Origin of the sequence: Stenotrophomonas sp. GD03680, from assembly GCF_029844625.1 — a bacterium.
Classification (GTDB): domain Bacteria; phylum Pseudomonadota; class Gammaproteobacteria; order Xanthomonadales; family Xanthomonadaceae; genus Stenotrophomonas; species Stenotrophomonas maltophilia_P.
Genome location: NZ_JAOCKC010000005.1, coordinates 114,083 through 131,871 on the forward strand (window position 1 = coordinate 114,083; position 17,789 = coordinate 131,871).

At 66.8% G+C, this 17,789-nt stretch carries 16 protein-coding genes; 10 read left to right on the forward strand and 6 right to left on the reverse strand.

Annotation, left to right across the window (positions count from 1 at the left end):
• Nucleotides 1-21: 21 nt before the first annotated feature.
• The 10 genes from N5J29_RS08665 to N5J29_RS08710 all read left to right on the forward strand — a co-directional run bounded on the left by N5J29_RS08665 (nucleotide 22) and on the right by N5J29_RS08710 (nucleotide 12,289).
• Entirely contained in the window at nucleotides 22-783 is a 762-nt protein-coding gene (locus tag N5J29_RS08665; protein ID WP_065176208.1) for a gamma-glutamyl-gamma-aminobutyrate hydrolase family protein, read from the forward strand.
• Nucleotides 780-2,177, forward strand: coding sequence for a glutamine synthetase family protein (locus N5J29_RS08670; RefSeq protein ID WP_065181214.1), 1,398 nt, complete (start codon nucleotides 780-782; stop codon nucleotides 2,175-2,177). The genes N5J29_RS08665 and N5J29_RS08670 overlap by 4 nt, the downstream gene beginning before the upstream one ends.
• Nucleotides 2,178-2,269: 92 nt before the next feature.
• The gene (locus N5J29_RS08675; RefSeq protein ID WP_074901055.1) at nucleotides 2,270-3,379 is read left to right on the forward strand and encodes a polyamine ABC transporter substrate-binding protein; all 1,110 of its coding nucleotides are present in this window, start codon (nucleotides 2,270-2,272) and stop codon (nucleotides 3,377-3,379) included.
• Between the two features lie 152 nt (nucleotides 3,380-3,531).
• Nucleotides 3,532-4,698 (forward strand): HlyD family secretion protein, encoded by a 1,167-nt coding sequence (locus tag N5J29_RS08680; RefSeq protein WP_164152731.1) that lies wholly within the window; start codon nucleotides 3,532-3,534, stop codon nucleotides 4,696-4,698.
• Nucleotides 4,695-6,251: a DHA2 family efflux MFS transporter permease subunit gene (locus N5J29_RS08685; protein ID WP_053516574.1), complete on the forward strand. Its 1,557-nt coding sequence runs from the start codon at nucleotides 4,695-4,697 to the stop codon at nucleotides 6,249-6,251. Before N5J29_RS08680 ends, N5J29_RS08685 begins: the two co-directional genes overlap by 4 nt.
• Nucleotides 6,251-7,792: an efflux transporter outer membrane subunit gene (locus N5J29_RS08690; RefSeq protein WP_164152729.1), complete on the forward strand. Its 1,542-nt coding sequence runs from the start codon at nucleotides 6,251-6,253 to the stop codon at nucleotides 7,790-7,792. The genes N5J29_RS08685 and N5J29_RS08690 overlap by 1 nt, the downstream gene beginning before the upstream one ends.
• Nucleotides 7,793-7,956: 164 nt before the next feature.
• Nucleotides 7,957-9,093: a polyamine ABC transporter ATP-binding protein gene (potA, locus tag N5J29_RS08695; protein WP_065176213.1), complete on the forward strand. Its 1,137-nt coding sequence runs from the start codon at nucleotides 7,957-7,959 to the stop codon at nucleotides 9,091-9,093.
• Complete coding sequence (locus N5J29_RS08700; protein WP_053516578.1) at nucleotides 9,090-10,022, forward strand: ABC transporter permease subunit; 933 nt, start codon at nucleotides 9,090-9,092, stop codon at nucleotides 10,020-10,022. The genes potA and N5J29_RS08700 overlap by 4 nt, the downstream gene beginning before the upstream one ends.
• Nucleotides 10,019-10,861: an ABC transporter permease subunit gene (locus N5J29_RS08705; protein ID WP_005415928.1), complete on the forward strand. Its 843-nt coding sequence runs from the start codon at nucleotides 10,019-10,021 to the stop codon at nucleotides 10,859-10,861. Before N5J29_RS08700 ends, N5J29_RS08705 begins: the two co-directional genes overlap by 4 nt.
• 63 nt (nucleotides 10,862-10,924) lie before the next feature.
• Nucleotides 10,925-12,289: an NAD-dependent succinate-semialdehyde dehydrogenase gene (locus N5J29_RS08710; RefSeq protein WP_065181219.1), complete on the forward strand. Its 1,365-nt coding sequence runs from the start codon at nucleotides 10,925-10,927 to the stop codon at nucleotides 12,287-12,289.
• A gap of 57 nt (nucleotides 12,290-12,346) precedes the next feature.
• Here N5J29_RS08710 and N5J29_RS08715 read toward each other — a convergent pair whose 3' ends face one another.
• The 6 genes from N5J29_RS08715 to N5J29_RS08740 all read right to left on the reverse strand — a co-directional run bounded on the left by N5J29_RS08715 (nucleotide 12,347) and on the right by N5J29_RS08740 (nucleotide 17,632).
• The gene (locus tag N5J29_RS08715) at nucleotides 12,347-13,369 is read right to left on the reverse strand and encodes a magnesium and cobalt transport protein CorA (RefSeq protein ID WP_053516581.1); all 1,023 of its coding nucleotides are present in this window, start codon (nucleotides 13,367-13,369) and stop codon (nucleotides 12,347-12,349) included.
• 6 nt (nucleotides 13,370-13,375) lie between these two features.
• Nucleotides 13,376-14,605, reverse strand: coding sequence for a DUF4105 domain-containing protein (locus N5J29_RS08720; RefSeq protein ID WP_065181220.1), 1,230 nt, complete (start codon nucleotides 14,603-14,605; stop codon nucleotides 13,376-13,378).
• Nucleotides 14,602-15,483: a transporter associated domain-containing protein gene (locus N5J29_RS08725; RefSeq protein WP_053516583.1), complete on the reverse strand. Its 882-nt coding sequence runs from the start codon at nucleotides 15,481-15,483 to the stop codon at nucleotides 14,602-14,604. Before N5J29_RS08725 ends, N5J29_RS08720 begins: the two co-directional genes overlap by 4 nt.
• A 64-nt stretch (nucleotides 15,484-15,547) precedes the next feature.
• Nucleotides 15,548-16,102, reverse strand: coding sequence for a hypothetical protein (locus N5J29_RS08730; RefSeq protein ID WP_053516584.1), 555 nt, complete (start codon nucleotides 16,100-16,102; stop codon nucleotides 15,548-15,550).
• A 61-nt stretch (nucleotides 16,103-16,163) separates the two neighbouring features.
• Nucleotides 16,164-16,649, reverse strand: a complete 486-nt coding sequence (ybeY, locus tag N5J29_RS08735) for an rRNA maturation RNase YbeY (protein ID WP_053516586.1) — start codon at nucleotides 16,647-16,649, stop codon at nucleotides 16,164-16,166.
• A complete protein-coding gene (locus tag N5J29_RS08740; RefSeq protein WP_053516587.1) occupies nucleotides 16,646-17,632 on the reverse strand; it encodes a PhoH family protein in 987 nt (328 codons plus the stop codon). The genes ybeY and N5J29_RS08740 overlap by 4 nt, the downstream gene beginning before the upstream one ends.
• Nucleotides 17,633-17,789: the final 157 nt, after the last annotated feature.

Consider the following 17,789-nt stretch of genomic DNA (forward strand, 5'->3'; position numbering starts at 1 on the left):
TGCACGCCAAGGAGTTTCCCCATGCGTCGCCTGCCCTGGGTGGGCCTGCCCACCGACAGTACGGTGCTTGGCCATCATCGCTTTGCGGTGGCCGGCGAGAAGTATGTCCGCGCCCTGGCCGAGGCAGCGGAGGTCACGCCGCTGGTGCTGCCCAGCCTGCAGCCGCCGCTACCTGCGCGCGATTGGCTGCAGGGCCTCGACGGTCTGCTGCTGACCGGTGCGGTCAGCAACATCGAGCCGCAGCATTACGACGGTGGCCGCAGCTGGCCCGGCAATGCGCATGATCCTGCGCGCGATGCCAATGCCTTCGCACTGCTGGACGAGGCGCTGGCGATGGACCTGCCGGTGCTGGCGATCTGCCGTGGTTTCCAGGAATTGAACGTCGCCCTGGGAGGCAGCCTGCATCCACAGGTCCATCGGGTACCCGGGCTGGCCGATCATCGCGAAGATCCGCAGGCGCCCGTGGACGTGCAGTACGGGCCGTCCCACGCGGTCACACTGGTGGCGGATGGGTGGCTGGCGGACTGGCACGGCGAGGGGAGGGTGCAGGTCAATTCGGTGCACGGCCAGGGCATTGCCCGCCTGGCCAGCGGCCTGCAGGTCGAGGCCCGCGCCGATGACGGGCTGGTCGAGGCGGCACGCAGCCCGCGCCACCGCTTCGTGCTCGGCGTACAGTGGCACCCGGAGTGGCGCGTCATGCAGGCGCCGTTCTATCACGCTATTTTCCGTGCGTTCGGCCAAGCTTGCCGGCAGCATCAACAGAACCAACTGGATTCCCGATGAGTTCCCGAACGCGCCCGCGCAAGACGGCAACGCCCCCCGCACCGCAGGAGAGCAGCCTGCTGCGCTGGCTGAAGGAGCGGCGTATCACCGAAGTCGAATGCCTGGTGCCCGACATCACCGGCAACGCGCGCGGCAAGATCATTCCCGCCGATAAGTTCTCGCACGACTACGGGACCCGCCTGCCCGAGGGCATCTTCGCCACGACTGTCACCGGCGAGTTTCCGGATGACTACTACGAACTGACCTCGCCGTCGGACTCGGACATGATGCTGCGCCCGGATCCGGACACCGTGCGCATGGTGCCGTGGGCCGCCGATGCCACCGCGCAGATCATCCATGACTGCTACACCAAGAATGGCGAGCCGCATGAGCTGGCGCCGCGCAATGTGCTCCGTCGCGTGCTGGCGGCCTACGCCGAGCTGGGCCTGCGCCCGGTGGTGGCGCCGGAACTGGAGTTCTTCCTGGTGCAGAAGAACACCGACCCGGATTTCCCGCTGCTGCCGCCTGCCGGCCGCTCCGGTCGCCCGGAAACAGCGCGGCAGTCGTATTCGATCGATGCGGTCAACGAGTTCGACCCCATCCTCGACCTGATGTACGACTACGCCGATGCCATGAAGCTGGACGTGGACACGCTGATCCACGAATCCGGCGCGGCACAGCTGGAAGTCAACTTCACCCACGCCGATGCGATGGATCTGGCCGACCAGGTTTTCCTGTTCAAGCGCACCATGCGCGAGGCGGCGATGCGCCACGGCGTGTACGCCACTTTCCTGGCCAAGCCGATGGAGAACGAACCGGGCAGCGCCATGCACATCCACCAGAGCCTGGTGCGGGTGAGCGATGGCAGCAACGTCTTCGCCGGTGAGACCGATGCCGAAGGCGAGTTCAGCCCGGTGTTCGGCCATTATCTTGGGGGGCTGCAGAAGTATGCGCCGCAGGCGATGGCGTTCTTCGCGCCGAACGTCAATTCCTATCGCCGGCTGGTGTTCGGCGAGGTGTCGCCGAGCAACGTGCACTGGGGCTTCGACAACCGCACCTGCGGCCTGCGCGTGCCGCTGGATACACCGGAGAACATGCGAGTGGAGAGCCGATTCGCGGGCTCCGACGCCAATCCCTACCTGGCGATGGCCGCCACCCTGGCCTGTGGCCTGCTCGGCATCCGCGAGCGGCTGGCGCCGGACGCGCCGGTCACCGGCAGCGCCAAGGAGCTGGGCTACAACCTGCCGCGCTCGCTGGGCGAAGCGCTGGACGGGCTTGAGCGCTGCGGCGAACTGCAGGCGCTGCTGGGCGAGCGCTTCTGCCGGGCCTACATCTCGGTCAAGCGCAAGGAGTACGAGACCTTCTTCCGTGTCATCAGCTCGTGGGAGCGCGAGTTCCTGCTGCTGAACGTGTGAAAGCGTGGAATAGAAAAATCCGCCGCCGGGGGGTAGGCTGGCATCCGTCGCCGGCCCGAGCCGGCCCCCCTCCCCGCATTCTGGAGCACCCGATGAAGCTGCGTATCCTCACGCTCGGCCTGGCCTCCGCCATGCTCGCCGCCTGTGGCGGTGGCAACGGTGGCAGTCAGGACAGCCAGGTCCTGAACGTCTACAACTACAGCGATTACATTGCCGAGGACACCATCCCGACCTTCGAGAAGGAAACCGGGATCAAGGTGACCTACGACGTGTTCGACAGCGATGAGATGGTCGAGACCAAGCTGCTGGCCGGCAACAGCGGCTACGACGTGGTGGTGCCGACGCTGAACTTCTTCGGCCGGCAGATCCAGGCGGGCGTGTTCCTGCCGCTGGACAAGAGCAAGATCCCGAACCTGGCCAATCTGGACCCGGCGGTGATGAAGCGCATCGCCACCCAGGATCCGGACAATCGCTACGGCGTGCCGTACATGGTCGGCACCACCGGCATCGGCTACAACGTGGACATGCTGAAGGAGCGTTTCGGCGGCAGCGCCGACATCGCCAACAGCTGGGACCTGGTGTTCAAGCCGGAGAACATCAGCAAGATGAAGGACTGCGGCGTGACCATCCTGGACACGCCGGCCGACATGATCCCGATCGCACTGCACTATCTGGGCCTGGACCCGCACAGCGGCGATCCGGCCGAGCTGCAGAAGGCGGCCGACCTGTTGAAGTCGATCCGCCCGTACGTGCAGAACTTCCACTCCTCGCAGTACGTCGGTTCGCTGGCCAACGGCGGCACCTGCCTGGTGGTCGGCTGGTCGGGTGACATCATCCAGGCCCGCGACCGCGCCGAGGAGGCCAGCAACGGCGTGCATGTCGCCTATTCGATTCCGAAGGAAGGCGCACCGCAGTGGTTCGACATGTTGGCGATCCCGAAGGACGCCAAGCATCCGGAAGCCGCTTACAAGTTCATCAATTACCTGCTGGAGCCGAAGGTCGCTGCGGCCAATACCAACTTCATCCACTACGCCAACCCGGTGCCGACCGCGACCCCGCTGGTAGACGAGGCGATCCGTACCGACCCGACCATCTACCCGCCGGCCGATGTGGCCGCGAAGATGTTCACCTATTCGATCAACACCCCGGAGACGGACAAGCTGTACACCCGTCTGTGGACCGAGGTGAAGACCGGCAGGTGAGATGACGGTGGCGCCGGGCCATGCCCGGCGGATGCGGGCAGACGTCAGCGCACAGGAAACGGAGGCCAATGGCCTCCGTTTTTTTTTTTTCACCTTGCCTCCGCATCGCTTCCCCTACCGTCCCGTATGGCACCGACCACCGCCTTCAGACAATGACCGAACAGCCCCAGCGCGCCGACGCCGCCCCTGACGAAACGCCTTCCACCGAGGACAAGCCTTCGCCGCTGAAGAACCCCAAGGTCCGCTGGACGCTGGCCATCATCGGCGCCGTCGTGGTCATCGCCCTGGTTGCCTGGCTGATCTACCACCTGCTGGTCGGCCGCTACCTGCAGGACACCAACAACGCCTATCTGCAGGCCGACGCTGTCGCGGTCGCTCCGCGCATCAACGGTTACGTCACCGAAGTGCTGGTGCAGGACAACCAGTGGGTCAAGGCTGGCGAACCGCTGCTGCGCATCGACCCGCGCACCTACCGTGCCACGCTGGACCAGGCCGAGGCCGTGATCGCCGTGCGCGAAGCCGACATCGCCGCTGCTGCCGCTGGGGTGCAGGGCCAGCAGTCCAGCCTGCTGCAGGCACGGACCCAGCTCACCGCGGCCGCCGCCTCGCTGCGTTTCGGCCGGTCAGAGCTGGCGCGCTTCACCCCGCTGGCGGCCAGTGGTGCCGACACCCATGAACACGTTGAAAGCCTGCGCCACGATGTCGAGCGCGCACAGGCCCAGTACGACGCGGCCAAGGCACAGATCCAGGGCGCGCAGAGCCAGATCGAAGCCAGCCAGGCCCAGCTCGAGCAGGCCCAGGCCGGACTGAAGCAGGCGCAGGCCGACGCTGCGCAGGCCAGAGTGGCGTTTGAGGACACCGAGCTGCGCGCGCGCATCGACGGCCGTGTCGGCAACAAGACCGTGCAGGTTGGCCAGTTTGTTGCTGCCGGTACCCGCACCATGACCATCGTGCCGGTTGCTTCGCTGTACCTCGTTGCCAACTTCAAGGAAACCCAGGTGGGCCTGATGCGCGCCGGCCAGGCGGCCGAAATCAAGGTCGATGCGTTGCCAGGCACCCCATTGCGCGGCACGGTGGAGAGCATTTCGCCGGGTACCGGCTCGCAGTTCGCGCTGCTGCCGCCACAGAACGCCACGGGCAACTTCACCAAGGTCGTGCAGCGCGTGCCGGTGCGCATCCGGGTTGAGGCAGGTGCCGAAGCTCGCAAGGTGCTGGTGCCGGGCATGTCGGTGGAAGTGACCGTCGATACCCGCAATGCAAAGGATGCGCGCGAGCGCACCCAGGACGAGGCCGAGGCCATGGCCGCGCCGGCGCGATGAACGCCACCCGTGCCCATGCAGCACCTGTCGCCGGAGGCAAGGCGGATGCTGCGGCCTGGCTGGCCGTCGCGGCCGGCACCATCGGTTCGTTCATGGCTACGCTGGACATCTCCATCGTCAACGCTGCGTTGCCCACCATTCAGGGCGAAGTGGGTGCCAGCGGCACCGAAGGCACCTGGATCTCCACAGCCTTCCTGGTCTCGGAAATCGTGATGATTCCGCTGACCGGCTGGTTCGTGCGCACGCTGGGCCTGCGCACTTTCCTGCTGATCTGCGCCACGCTGTTCACTGCGTTCTCGGTGATGTGCGGCCTGGCCGATTCGTTGCCGATGATGATCGCCGGACGGGTAGGGCAGGGTTTTGCCGGTGGTGCGCTGATCCCGACCGCGCTGACCATCGTCGGCACGCGGCTGCCGCCGAAGCAGCAGCCTCTGGGCACGGCGCTGTTCGGCATGACCGTCATCCTGGGCCCGGTGATCGGCCCCTTGCTGGGCGGCTGGTTGACCGAGAACGTCAGCTGGCACTACGCGTTCTTCATCAACGTGCCGATCTGCGCCGGCCTGGTTGCCCTGCTGCTGCTCGGCCTTCCGCATGAAACGTCTGATTGGGGTGGGCTGCTGCGCGCAGACTGGCTGGGCATCGTCGGCATGACCGCCGGCCTGTCCGCGCTTACCGTGGTGCTGGAAGACGGCCAGCGCGAGCGCTGGTTCGAATCGACGATGATCGTGGTTCTCAGCATCGTCTCGGTGCTGGGCTTCGCGCTGCTCGCGCTTTCGCAGTTCACCAGCAAGGCGCCGGTCATCCGCCTCAACATCCTGTTCCAGCGCAGTTTCGGCGCAGTGTTCGTGATGGTGATGGCGGTGGGCATGATCCTGTTCGGGGTCATGTACATGATCCCGCAGTTCCTGGCGATCATCGCCGGCTACAACACCGAGCAGGCCGGCTATGTGCTGCTGCTGGCCGGCCTGCCGACCATCCTGCTGATGCCGTTGATGCCGAAGATGCTGGAAACGGTCGACGTACGCATCATGGTGTTCGGCGGCATGCTGTGCTTCGCCGCTGCCTGCTTCGTCAATCTGGGGCTGACTCCGGACAGCATCGGCCCGCACTTCGTCATAGGCCAGCTGCTGCAGGGGTGTGGGCTGGCGCTGGCAATGATGGCGCTGAACCAGGCGGCCATCACCTCGGTGCCGCGCGAGTACACCAGCGATGCGTCCGGCCTGTTCAACGCCGCGCGCAATCTCGGCGGCTCGATCGGGCTGGCCATCATTTCCACTTTCCAGGAACGCCGCACCACCCTGCACATCGATGCGATCGGCAGCAGCGTTACCGCAAACTCGACCATCGCACAGGACGCGCTGCATGCCTACGGCCAGCAGCTGGGCGACGCCACCCAGGCGATGGCCGTGCTGGCGCAGACGGTGCAGATGCAGGCGATGGTGATGGCCTACAACGACCTGTTCTGGATCTTCGGCCTGATCGTGGTGGCCACCCTGCCGCTGGTCTTCCTGCTCAAGCCCCTGCCCAAGGGCGTTCCATTGGCGATGCACTGATGACTTCGACGACCTTGCCCGTTCCCCTCCTTCTGCGCCGGCTGTGCCCGGCCACCCTGCCGCTGCTGCTGGCGGGCTGCATGGTGGGGCCGGATTACGTGAAACCGGACGTGGCCACGGTCGCTACCGCGCAGGCGCAGCTCCCACGCGCGGCGCAGGCCGGCGTGCAGCCCGCCAGCCCGCCCAGCCAGTGGTGGCGCGCGCTCAACGATCCGCTGCTGGACCAGCTGGTGGACGAAGCGCTGCGCAACAGCCCCAACCTGCGCGCCGCCCAAGCCAAGCTGCTGGCCTCGCGCGCGCTGCAGCGACAGCGCCGCGCCGAGCAGCTGCCCAGCGTGGGCGCGGCGGCGGGCTACGCCAACATCAAGGCACCGGATTCGCTGGAAAACAGCGTGCGCGGTCTGGGCGAGAACATCGCCGGCGTGGCCGAGGCCAACGGCCGTCCGCAGGAGGCGGCGCAGCTGCGCCAGCAGTTCGCCGATATCGATCTGGACACCGAGCTGTACGTGGCGGGCTTCGACGCCAGTTGGGAACTGGACCTGTTCGGCCGCCGACGCCGCGCGGCCGAGCAGGCCGCCGCCGAAGCCGAGGCCAACGCCGCAGCACTGGCCGATGCGCAGGTGCAGCTTGCCGCGGAACTGACCCAGGTCTACCTCGGCTACCGCAGCAGCCGCGAGCGTATCGCCCTGGCCGAGCACAACCTCCGAGCCGCCGATGAAAGCCTGCAGCTGACCCGTCAGCGTCGCCAACGCGGTGCGGATTCGGACCTGCAGGTGGAGCGCGCGCAGGCCCAGCTGCAACAGCAGCAGGCTGCGCTGCCGCCGCTACAGGCACAGGCCGACGAAGCCCGAGATGTGCTGGCCCTGATGGTTGGCCGCGAGCCGGGGGCGCTGGATGCGCGGTTGGCGGCAGACCAGCCGCTGCCGGTGCTGCCGGCCAGCGTCCCGGTGGACGATGCGGGCGCGTTGATCCAGCGCCGGCCGGATGTGCGCAAGGCTGAGCGCGAGCTGGCGGCATCCTCGGCGCAGATCGGCCAGGCGATCTCGGCGTATTTTCCGCAGGTGACCCTGCTGGGCAGCATCGGCGCGGGCGCCACCTCGGTTTCCGACCTGGGGCGGGATTCAGCCGCCACCATCGTCGCCCCGTTCCTGCGCTGGTCGCTGTTCGACTTCGGCGTGAACAAGGCCCGTGTGGCCCAGGCTCGGGCCGGCAATGAGGCCCGGTTGGCGGCCTACGAGGGCACGGTGCTGGCTGCACTGCAGGATGCCAACACCGCGTTGGCGCGCTTCGGTGCGGCCCGGCAGCAACTGCAGGCCAGTGTCCGCGCCGAGGCTTCGGCGGACCGTTCGCTGGCGTTGATGAGCCAGCGTCGACAGGCGGGTGCCACCTCGCAGATCGATCTGCTGGACGTGCAGCGCCAGCGGCTGCAGGCGCAGGATGCCGTCGCCCAGGCGCGGCTGCAGTTGCTGGTGCGGTACGTGGCGCTGCAGAAGAGCCTGGGGCTGGGCTGGCAGGAGGCGCCGCCGGTGGCTGTTCGCTGATCCTCTGCGCCGGGCATGGCCCGGCGCTACCCGCATGGCCCGGCTCCGGCAGCGCCGGGCCATGCCCGCCGGGCGACGGCCGCTCGCCATACCCCGTCATACCGTCATCGCCCCCTGGCCGGTAGAATGGCGCCCGCTGTCCACCGCCCGCTCCCGGAGCCCCCATGCCCGTTGAAGCCCAGCCGGAAGCCGCCGCCGTTGATACGGTGAGTGCGCCCGGCTATCTCTCCATTCGTGACCTGCGCAAGGAATTCGACGGTTTCGTCGCCGTCGACGACGTCAATCTGGATGTGCGCAAGGGCGAGATCTTTGCCCTCCTGGGCGGCTCCGGCAGCGGCAAATCCACCCTGCTGCGCTGCCTGGGCGGCTTCGAGACACCCACCAAGGGCAGTATCACCCTTGATGGGCAGCGTCTGGACGCGTTGCCGCCCTATCAGCGGCCGGTCAACATGATGTTCCAGTCCTACGCCCTGTTCCCGCACATGACGGTCGAGCAGAACATCGCGTTCGGCCTCAAGCAGGACGGGCTGGGCAAGGATGCGATCGGCAGGCGCGTCGGCGAAATGCTGGAGCTGGTGCAGATGGGCCACCTCGGCAAGCGCAAGCCGCATCAGCTGTCCGGCGGACAGCAGCAGCGCGTGGCGCTGGCACGCTCGTTGGCCAAGGGCCCCAAGCTGCTGCTGCTGGATGAGCCGATGGGTGCACTGGACAAGAAGCTGCGCTCGCAGATGCAGCTGGAACTGGTCAGCATCATCGAATCGTCGGGCGTGACCTGCGTGATGGTCACCCACGACCAGGAAGAAGCGATGACCATGGCCACCCGCATCGCGGTGATGGATGCGGGCTGGATCCAGCAGGTCGGCAAGCCGGACGAAGTGTACGAGCAGCCGGCCAACCGGTTCGTCGCCGAGTTCATCGGCTCGGTGAACCTGTTCGACGGCGTGATCGACGAGGACCTGCCGGAGTATGTGACCGTACGATCGCCGCTGTTCCCGGCGCCGATCTACATCGCCCATGGCATCACTGGATATGAAGGGCAGCCGGTCGCATTCGCGCTGCGCCCGGAAAAGGTGATGATCGGCAAGGACGAACCGGAAGGGCACACCAACAAGGCACAGGGCGTGATCGAGGACATCGCCTACTTCGGCAGTCACTCGGTCTACCACGTGCGGCTTCCCAGTGGAGCCAAGGTGCTGGCCAACTTCGCCAATTCGCAGCGCTGGGCCAGCGATGGCCTGACCTGGGGTGACAGCGTGTGGGTGCACTGGCGCGACAATGACGGCGTGGTGCTGACCTCATGAGTGTCGCCGGGCTGAAGCGCTGGCTGCCGGGACTGCGCGCCACGGTGATCGGTGTCCCGTATCTGTGGCTGCTGCTGTTCTTCGCAGTGCCCTTCCTGATCGTATTGATGATCAGCTTCTCGCACAGCCGTGTCGGCTCGCCGCCGTACACCTGGCTGCTGCAGTACGTGGACGGCGGGTTCTCGCTCAAGCTCAATCTCGAGAACTATCTGGCGCTGTTCCGCGATTCGATCTACGCCCAGGCGTTCCTGAGTTCCATCAAGATCGCAGCGATCTCCACCTTCCTGACCCTGCTGATCGGCTACCCGATGGCCTATGCCATCGCCCGGCTGTCGCCGGCGGCGCGCAACGTGGCGATGATGCTGGTGGTGTTGCCGTCGTGGACCTCGTTCCTGATCCGCGTGTACGCGTGGAAGGCGATCCTGGACCGCAACGGCCTGCTCGACCAGTTCCTGCAGTTCACCGGTCTGCAGACGCTGATGACCGGCATGGGGCTGCCCAGGCTGCAGCTGATCGATACACCGACCGCGGCCTATATCGGTATCGTCTACTGCTATCTGCCATTCATGGTGCTGCCGCTGTACGCCAACCTGGTCAAGCATGACCACCGCCTGCTGGAGGCGGCCTACGATCTCGGTGCGAAGCCGTGGCAGGCCTTCCTGCGCATCACCCTGCCGCTGTCCAGGGCCGGCATCATCGCCGGCTGCATGCTGGTGATGATTCCGGCGGTCGGCGAGTTCGTCATCCCTGAGATGCTCGGCGGATCGGAGACGTTGATGGTTGGCCGGCAGCTGTGGAACGAGTTCTTCAACAACCGCAACTGGCCGGGCGCCTCGGCGATGGCGGTGGCGATGATCCTGCTGCTGCTGGTGCCGATCCTGCTGTTCAACCGTTCCCAGCAGCGCCTGCTGGAAGGGAAGCAGGCATGAGCCCGCGTACCGCCAAGGGCCTGGGTCTGGGCGTGCTGCTGCTCGGCTTCGCCTTCCTGTACCTGCCGATCCTGCTGTTGATGTTCTATTCGTTCAACAGTTCGCGGCTGGCGATGGTATGGGCGGGCTTCTCCACCCGCGCCTACAGCGATCTGTTCGCCGACCGTGCACTGATGGACGCGATGTGGACCAGCCTGGTGGTGGCGTTCTGGACCGCCTGCACCGCCACGGTGCTCGGTACGCTGGCGGCCATGGTGATGACCCGATTCAAGCGTTTCCGCGGCAAGCCGCTGTTCGGCGCGCTGGTCACCGCGCCGCTGGTGATGCCGGACGTGATCCTGGGCTTCTCGCTGATGGCGCTGCTGGCCTCGATGGGGGCCATTCCGGGCTTCCCGGCGCGTGGACTGGCGACCATCTGGATCGCCCACGTCACCTTCACCCTGTGCTTCGTCACCGTAGTGGTGTCTTCGCGCCTGCAGGAAATGGACCTGTCGCTGGAAGAAGCGGCGATGGACCTGGGGGCCAGCCGGCTGACCGTGTTCACCCGCATCACGCTGCCGATCATCGCCCCAGCACTGGTAGCGGGCTGGCTGCTGGCCTTCACGCTGTCGCTGGATGACGTGGTGGTGGCCAGCTTCGTCGCCACGCCGGGCTCGACAACACTGCCGATGAAGGTCTTCGCCTCGGTCCGCATGGGCATCAGCCCGAAGATCAATGCGCTGGCCACGCTGCTGGTATCGGCGGTGTCGATCGCGGCGGTAATCGGCTGGTACATCAACGCGCGCGCCGAGAAGCGGCGCCAGCGCGACCTGCAGCTGGCCCGGCAGGACAACGGCTGATCCGGCAACGCGCGGCTCACGGGCAAGGGCGCACACTGGGGATCTGCCTGAAGGAGATCCCCCATGACTGTCGAGATCATCGATCCCACCACCGGCCAGGTGACCTACCGCCATGAACTGATGGGCGCTGCCGACGTCGAGCAGCGCCTGCAGGCCGCGGCCGACGCATTCCCGGCCTGGGCCGCACGTTCGCTGCAGGAGCGGGGTGCCGTCCTGCGAGGCATTGCCGCGCAGCTGCGCACGCGGCGTGACGAGCTGCAGCAGGCGATGACGCACGAGATGGGCAAGCTGAAGGCCGAGGCATTGGCCGAGGTCGACAAATGCGCGGCGGCCTGCGAGTACTACGCCGATCACGCCGCCGACTACCTCAAGCCCCAGCTGATCGATACCGAGGCACAGCGCAGCTACGTGCGCTACGAGCCGATCGGCTGCGTGTTCGCGGTGATGCCATGGAACTTCCCGGTCTGGCAGGTGTTCCGCTTCCTTGCGCCTGCCTTCATGGCCGGCAACGTGGCGCTGCTCAAGCACGCCAGCAACGTGCCCCAGTGTGCGGACCTGATCCTGGCGGTGTGCCGCGACGGTGGCCTGCCGGCCGGTGTGTTCGACGTTCTGCACATCGACAACGACCAGGCAGCCGAGGTGCTGCGCGATGCGCGGGTGAAGGCGGTGACGCTGACCGGCAGCGAACGCGCCGGGCGTTCGATCGCGTCCAATGCGGGCAGCCAGCTGAAGAAGTCGGTGATGGAGCTGGGGGGCAGTGACGCCTTCGTGGTGCTGGACGATGCCGACCTCGACAAGACCGTGGCGGCCGCAGTGAAGTCACGCTTCGACAACAGTGGGCAGACCTGTATCGCTGCCAAGCGCTTCATCGTGGTGGAGCGCGTGGCCGATGAATTCACCCGCCGCTTCGTCGAGGCCGCTGGTCAGCGCCGGTATGGCGACCCCAGCGAGCGCGAGACCACGCTGGCACCGATGGCCCGCGCGGACCTGCGCGACGAGCTGCACAAGCAGGTGCAGGCGAGTGTGGCCAAGGGGGCGCGGGTGCTGCTGGGCGGCGAGCCGATTGCGGGCACGCATGCCGGCTATCCGGCCACCGTGCTGGACCAGGTCGGGCCGGGCATGCCCGCCTACGACGAGGAACTGTTTGGGCCGGTGGCGGCGGTGATCCGGGTCAAGGATGAAGAGGAAGCGCTGCGCGTGGCCAACGACACCCGCTTCGGGCTGGGCGGCAGTGTCTGGACCGGAGACCCGGTGCGTGGCGAGTCCTTCGCCCAGCGCATGGAATGCGGTGCGGCCTTCGTCAATGCCATCGTCAAGAGTGACGCGCGGCTGCCGTTCGGCGGCAGCAAACAGTCAGGCTTCGGCCGCGAACTGGCGGACCATGGCATCCATGAGTTCATGAACATCAAGACTGTCTACGTGGCCTGATGGTGCATTCCGTGTGCCACGGTAAAGAAGCAGCCGAGCCCGAGCCTGGGCTCGGCTCTACAACCACCGCGCGCGCTTGAACAACCGGTACAGGCCCACGCAGACGCCGCCCACGCCGACGATCATCAGCGGGTACGCCCATGGCTGGCTCAACTCCGGCATGTGACTGAAGTTCATGCCGTACCAGCTCGTGATCAGTGTCGGCGCCGCCAGCAGGGCCGCCCACGCACCCAGCCGCTTCACGGTTTCGCCCTGCGCCAGCGTCACCAGCGAGAGGTTCACGCTCAGTGCGGTACCCAGCATCTCGCGCAGGGTATCGATCACGTCGCTGATGCGCACCGCATGGTCATGCACGTCGCGCACGTAAAGCTTCACTTCGTCCGGAATCAATTCGCCCTGGTAGCGGCGCAGCTGCGCCAGCACGTCCTGCAAGGGGGCCACGGCCATCCGCATCTTGTTCAACTCGCGCTTGAGCTCGTACAGGCGCACCACGGTGCTGCGCTTGTAGCTCTCGGCGAAGATGTCCTTCTCCAGCAGCTCCAGCGTGTCGCGGAAGCGGTTGGTGATCGGCAGGTAGTTGTCGACGACGAAGTCGGTGACGGCATACAGGCAATACGACGGACCCATCTTCAGCAGCTGCGGCTCGCGTTCCACCCGGGCACGTACTGGTGCATACGACAGCGAAGCACCGTGGCGCACGGTCACCAGGAAACGCGGCCCGAGGAAGGCGTGGGTTTCACCGTACTGGATGCGCTCATCGACCATCTGCGCGGTGGTCATCACCACGAACAGCGAGTTGCCGTAGGCTTCCACCTTCGGCCGCTGGTGCGCATTCCGCGCGTCCTCGATCGCCAGGTCGTGCAGGCAGAATTCCTCCTGCAGCTTCAGCAGCACGTCTTCATTGGGGTCGAACAGGCCGACCCAGACGAAGCCGTTGCCGCTGGCGATGACGTCGCTGATGGCGTCCAGGCTGATGTCATGGCGGACGCCCTGCTCATCGTAGTGGACGCAGTTGATGACGCAGGCGGGATTGGCCGAAGCAGGTGCGGCAGCGGAGGCGGGCAGTGACATGCCCGCCATCGTGCGTCAGTGCCGCGTATCCGACAAGTGACGATCGCGCCCCAGCACCCAGGCCAGGGCAGCATGGATCGGCAGCAGCAGCACGATCCATTGCACGTTGTACTGTGCCTGCAGGCTCAGCCAGTGCAGGACCAGCGCGGCCAGGGCCTGCAGTGCCACCAGCCACAGCACGACCGTGAACATGCGGCCCGGCGGGCGACGGCGCAGCAGCCGGACCGCGCCCGGCAGCAGCAGCACGCACAACGGCGAAAGCAGCAGCAGGTTGCGGTTGGCCCAGGCGGCGTAATGGGTGCTGAAGCCCCAGAGGAACACCAGCAGGCCACCTGCGACGGCACACAGCAGCCACAACGGCAGTCCCAGTCCGGCCAGCAGGCGCGGCCGGTTGCGCAACGCCAGCACGCCGGCAGCGATGGCCAGGCCGCACAGCAGCCACGGCCACCAGCGGCGCGGGAATTCCTTGGGCTCCGGATCGATGCGGTGCGGCAGCAGTTCCTGCTCGGACTGCACCAGCGGACGACCGTCGCTGTTGCGCGCCTGGCGCAGGGCATCGGCCAGGCGCATCGGCACGAACGCTTCCTGCCAGCGTGACAGCGGCTGATCGGCGAACGGGCCCAGGCCCACGTCGAAGCCCAGCCACATCCACGGCGCGGGCGAGGCCAGGCGGACCGATTCGCTGCGGTAGGTATTACCGCGCGAGCGTCCGGACAGCTGAGCATGCAGTCCACCACCCAGCGCCTTGTCCAGCGTGTCGCGCACCATCGTCGCGCAGTTGGCGGTGTAGTAGTCGTAGTGGTAGCGCGCGTTCTCCGGCCTGGCCCGCTCGGCCAGGTCGGCGGCCAGTGCGCGCGCCTGGTCCGGGCGCAGATCCAGCCACTGCACGCTCGCTCCGCGGCCGGTCTCGTCGTAGTACGACAGGTCCTGCTGAAGGGGCAGCGCCACCAGGTAATACATCATGTCGCCACGCACGAAACGACCGATGAAGTCATCCTCGGACGGATCGAAGTAGCCGAAGTTGTACGACGTTGCCTCACCACTGGCCGGATCGAGCACCACGATGGCGTCATGGCCGAAACGCTCGAAGAACACCGTGCCGGGCTGCATCGTCACCACGCCGATGCGCGGCGCCGGAGTTCCGGCGACTGTAGCCGTCGCCTGCGCGAAGGCGATGGCAGGCACGGCCGTGGCCAGCATGCACAGTGCCAGCCACAGGGTGAGGATCAGCCCGCGCCGTTTCAAGCGTCGTCCTGCGCGTCCGGTGGCAGCACCGTCACGTGGAAGGCCTGTACCCGGCGCGCATCGGCACGCGCGACGCGGAACATGAAGCGGTCCAGCGCCAGTTCGTCTCCGATCTCCGGAAGGTGACCGACCGCTTCCGTGACCAGGCCGCCGATGGTGTCGTAGTCCTCGTCGGAGAACGTGGCACCGAAGCGCTCGTTGAAATCCCCGATCGGGGTCAGGGCATCGACCACGTACTGGCCGTCGGCCTGGATCGCGATCTGTGCCGACGGGTCCTCGGCTTCGTCGTGCTCGTCATCGATGTCGCCGACGATCTGTTCCAGCACGTCCTCGATGGTGACCAGGCCGGCGACGCCGCCGTACTCGTCGACCACGATGGCCATGTGGTTGCGCGACAGGCGGAACTCCTTCAGCAGCACGTTGAGCTTCTTCGCTTCAGGAATCAGCACCGCCGGGCGCAGCAGTTCGCGTACGTTGGCCGGGCCGTGGTCGGCAACCACGCCGCGCAGCAGGTCCTTGGCCAGCAGGATGCCGAGGATGTCGTCCTTGTTCTCGCCATGCACCGGGAAGCGCGAATGGCCGGATTCGACCACCTGCTTCATCAGTTCCAGGAAGGGCGCTTCGACCGGCAGCGAGACCATCTGCGAACGCGAGATCATCACGTCGCCCACGGTCAGCTCGGCCACCGAAATGGCGCCTTCCATCATCTTCAGGGTATCGGCGGCGATCAGACCTTCTTCCTGCGCGGTGTGCAGGACAGCGACCAGCTCGTCGCGGGTATGGGGTTCGCCGGAGAACGCGGACGTCAGGCGTTCCAGCCAGCCGCGCTTCTTTTCACTGTGCTCCTGCAGGGAGCTACTACTGTCGTCTTCAGACATCTCTGGAAAAAGGGCACCCGGCATGCCGGGCGTTGGCGCCAGTCTAGCAGGATGTAGCGGCCTGTCAGCGCCCCCCGCTGCCGGGGCCGGTGATCGGGGGCGGCGCCAGTTCAGGCCGGGACGCCGGTGCTTCGGGCAGGTCCAGGCTGTAGGTGCAGCCGGCCAGCGTCCGGCCCGGGTGGGAGGCCACCGTTGAGACACTGAGGATGATCGACTCGATCTGCGCCTCGCCGGTGGTCGGGTCGGTCACGTCACGGCTGACCAGTTCGCGCCCCGCCATGAACTTGCCGTCCTGGTCGTATCCGGTCTCCAGCCCGAGCCGCCTGGCCAGTGGCCGGGGGTCGGCCTCATCGAGGATGGCCATGATGCTGGCACCGGCCATCGCAACCCGGTCCGTGCGGGTGCCGAACACCGTGATGGGCTGCGCCAGCCGGTACTCGCTCAGGAACCGGTTGCCCTGCGGCAGGGGTTGCAGGCCGCTGGCGACCGCTTTCAGCGGGTCGGCCAGCAGCGGCGCCAGCGCGGCATGGGCGGCCACGTCCTGGCGGCATTCGATCAGTGCAGGCAGGTCCAGCGGAGCGGCGGACGCAGAGGTGGCAAGCAGCAGGGGCAGGAACACAGCGGCACTCCGTGGTGGCGCCGAGCCTGGGCTCGGCTGCCTTCCGGTCAGGGGGGCGGGCTCAGCGCTCGCCGGCGTAAGGGTCGGCGATGCCGAGCTCGGCCAGGATCTCGCGTTCCAGCTGCTCCATCGCCTCGGCTTCCTTGTCATCTTCGTGGTCCCAGCCGAGCAGGTGCAGCACGCCGTGCACGGTGAGGTGCGCATAGTGGGCGTTGAGCGCCTTGCCCTGCTCGCCGGCCTCGCGCTCGACCACCGGGGCACAGATCACCAGGTCGCCCAGCAGCGGGAACTTCACGCCCTTGGGCAGGCCTTCGGGCACTTCGGCCGGGAAGCTGAGCACGTTGGTGGCGTAGTCCTTGCCACGGTAGTGGCGGTTCAGCGACTGCCCCTCCTTGGCATCGACCACGCGGATCGCCAGGTCGGCTTCGCGGATCCGGCCCTTCAGGGCCGCGGCAACCCACCTGCGGAAACTCACCGCAGCCGGCAGTCCGGCGCGGGGCAGGGCGTAACTGACGGCGACGTCCAGCCGTACGGGACCACGGGTCATGATGTCGCTCCGGGTTGGATCTGATGCAGGTCGCGGCGGTCGTAGGCACTGACGATGCGGGCCACCAGCGGATGGCGGACGACGTCGCGCGATTCGAAGAAGGTGAAGCTCACGCCCTCGACATCGCGCAGCACGTCGATGGCATCGCGCAGGCCCGATTTCAGGTGCTTGGGCAGGTCGGTCTGGGTCAGGTCGCCGGTGACCACGGCGGTGGAGCCGAAGCCCAGCCGGGTCAGGAACATCTTCATCTGCTCGATGGTGGTGTTCTGCGCCTCGTCCAGGATCACGAACGCGTCGTTGAGCGTGCGGCCACGCATGTACGCCAGCGGTGCGATCTCGATGACGTTCTTCTCCAGCAGCTTGACCACCTTCTCCACGCCCATCATTTCGTACAGGGCGTCGTACAGCGGCCGCAGGTAGGGGTCGACCTTCTGGGTCAGGTCGCCGGGCAGGAAGCCGAGCTTCTCGCCGGCCTCGACCGCAGGCCGCACCAGGATCAGGCGCTGCACGCGCGACTCGTTCAGCGCTTCCACCGCGCTGGCCACAGCCAGGAAGGTCTTGCCGGTACCGGCCGGGCCGATGCCGAAGTTGATGTCATGGGTGGCGATCTGGTGCAGGTAGCGGCCCTGGTTGGCGCCGCGACCGCGCACGGTGCCACGCTTGACCCGGATCGCCACGTCCTGTGCTTCGTACGAGCGTTCGGCGATCTGCTCCACGTTGGCCTGGGCCAGGCGCAGGTGGATGGCGTGGTTGTCGAAGGTGGTCTCGCCGGCTTCGGCGTACAGGGCCTCGATCAGCTTCTGCGCTTCCACGCTGGCTTCCTTCGGTCCACTGATGCGGAACACGAAGCCGCGATTGGCGATCTCCACGCCGAGTTTCAGTTCGATCTGTCGCAAATGGCCGTCGAACGGGCCGCACAGGTTGGCCAGGCGCGCGTTGTCTTCCGGCGACAGGGTGAAGTCTCGATGCTCGATGTTTTTCATTGCTGGAGGTGGGGCGGAAGCCTTCCACCACAGTGTCTTCAAGGGGAAACAAGGGTAGCGCGCGGGGGCGCACACGGCCAGTACGGGGGCTGTGACGCGGTTTTCCACACGGGGTGTGGATCGGGCCTGCGGGAACCTGTGGATAGACGTTCGCAAT

Bases quoted from the DNA above. Each gene is read 5' to 3' on its own strand.
- N5J29_RS08665 (WP_065176208.1), top strand. From the start codon at position 22: ATGCGTCGCCTGCCCTGGGTGGGCCTGCCCACCGACAGTACGGTGCTT.
- N5J29_RS08670 (WP_065181214.1), top strand. From the start codon at position 780: ATGAGTTCCCGAACGCGCCCGCGCAAGACGGCAACGCCCCCCGCACCG.
- N5J29_RS08675 (WP_074901055.1), top strand. From the start codon at position 2,270: ATGAAGCTGCGTATCCTCACGCTCGGCCTGGCCTCCGCCATGCTCGCC.
- N5J29_RS08680 (WP_164152731.1), top strand. From the start codon at position 3,532: ATGACCGAACAGCCCCAGCGCGCCGACGCCGCCCCTGACGAAACGCCT.
- N5J29_RS08685 (WP_053516574.1), top strand. From the start codon at position 4,695: ATGAACGCCACCCGTGCCCATGCAGCACCTGTCGCCGGAGGCAAGGCG.
- N5J29_RS08690 (WP_164152729.1), top strand. From the start codon at position 6,251: ATGACTTCGACGACCTTGCCCGTTCCCCTCCTTCTGCGCCGGCTGTGC.
- potA (WP_065176213.1), top strand. From the start codon at position 7,957: ATGCCCGTTGAAGCCCAGCCGGAAGCCGCCGCCGTTGATACGGTGAGT.
- N5J29_RS08700 (WP_053516578.1), top strand. From the start codon at position 9,090: ATGAGTGTCGCCGGGCTGAAGCGCTGGCTGCCGGGACTGCGCGCCACG.
- N5J29_RS08705 (WP_005415928.1), top strand. From the start codon at position 10,019: ATGAGCCCGCGTACCGCCAAGGGCCTGGGTCTGGGCGTGCTGCTGCTC.
- N5J29_RS08710 (WP_065181219.1), top strand. From the start codon at position 10,925: ATGACTGTCGAGATCATCGATCCCACCACCGGCCAGGTGACCTACCGC.
- N5J29_RS08715 (WP_053516581.1), bottom strand. From the start codon at position 13,369: ATGGCGGGCATGTCACTGCCCGCCTCCGCTGCCGCACCTGCTTCGGCC.
- N5J29_RS08725 (WP_053516583.1), bottom strand. From the start codon at position 15,483: ATGTCTGAAGACGACAGTAGTAGCTCCCTGCAGGAGCACAGTGAAAAG.
- ybeY (WP_053516586.1), bottom strand. From the start codon at position 16,649: ATGACCCGTGGTCCCGTACGGCTGGACGTCGCCGTCAGTTACGCCCTG.
- N5J29_RS08740 (WP_053516587.1), bottom strand. From the start codon at position 17,632: ATGAAAAACATCGAGCATCGAGACTTCACCCTGTCGCCGGAAGACAAC.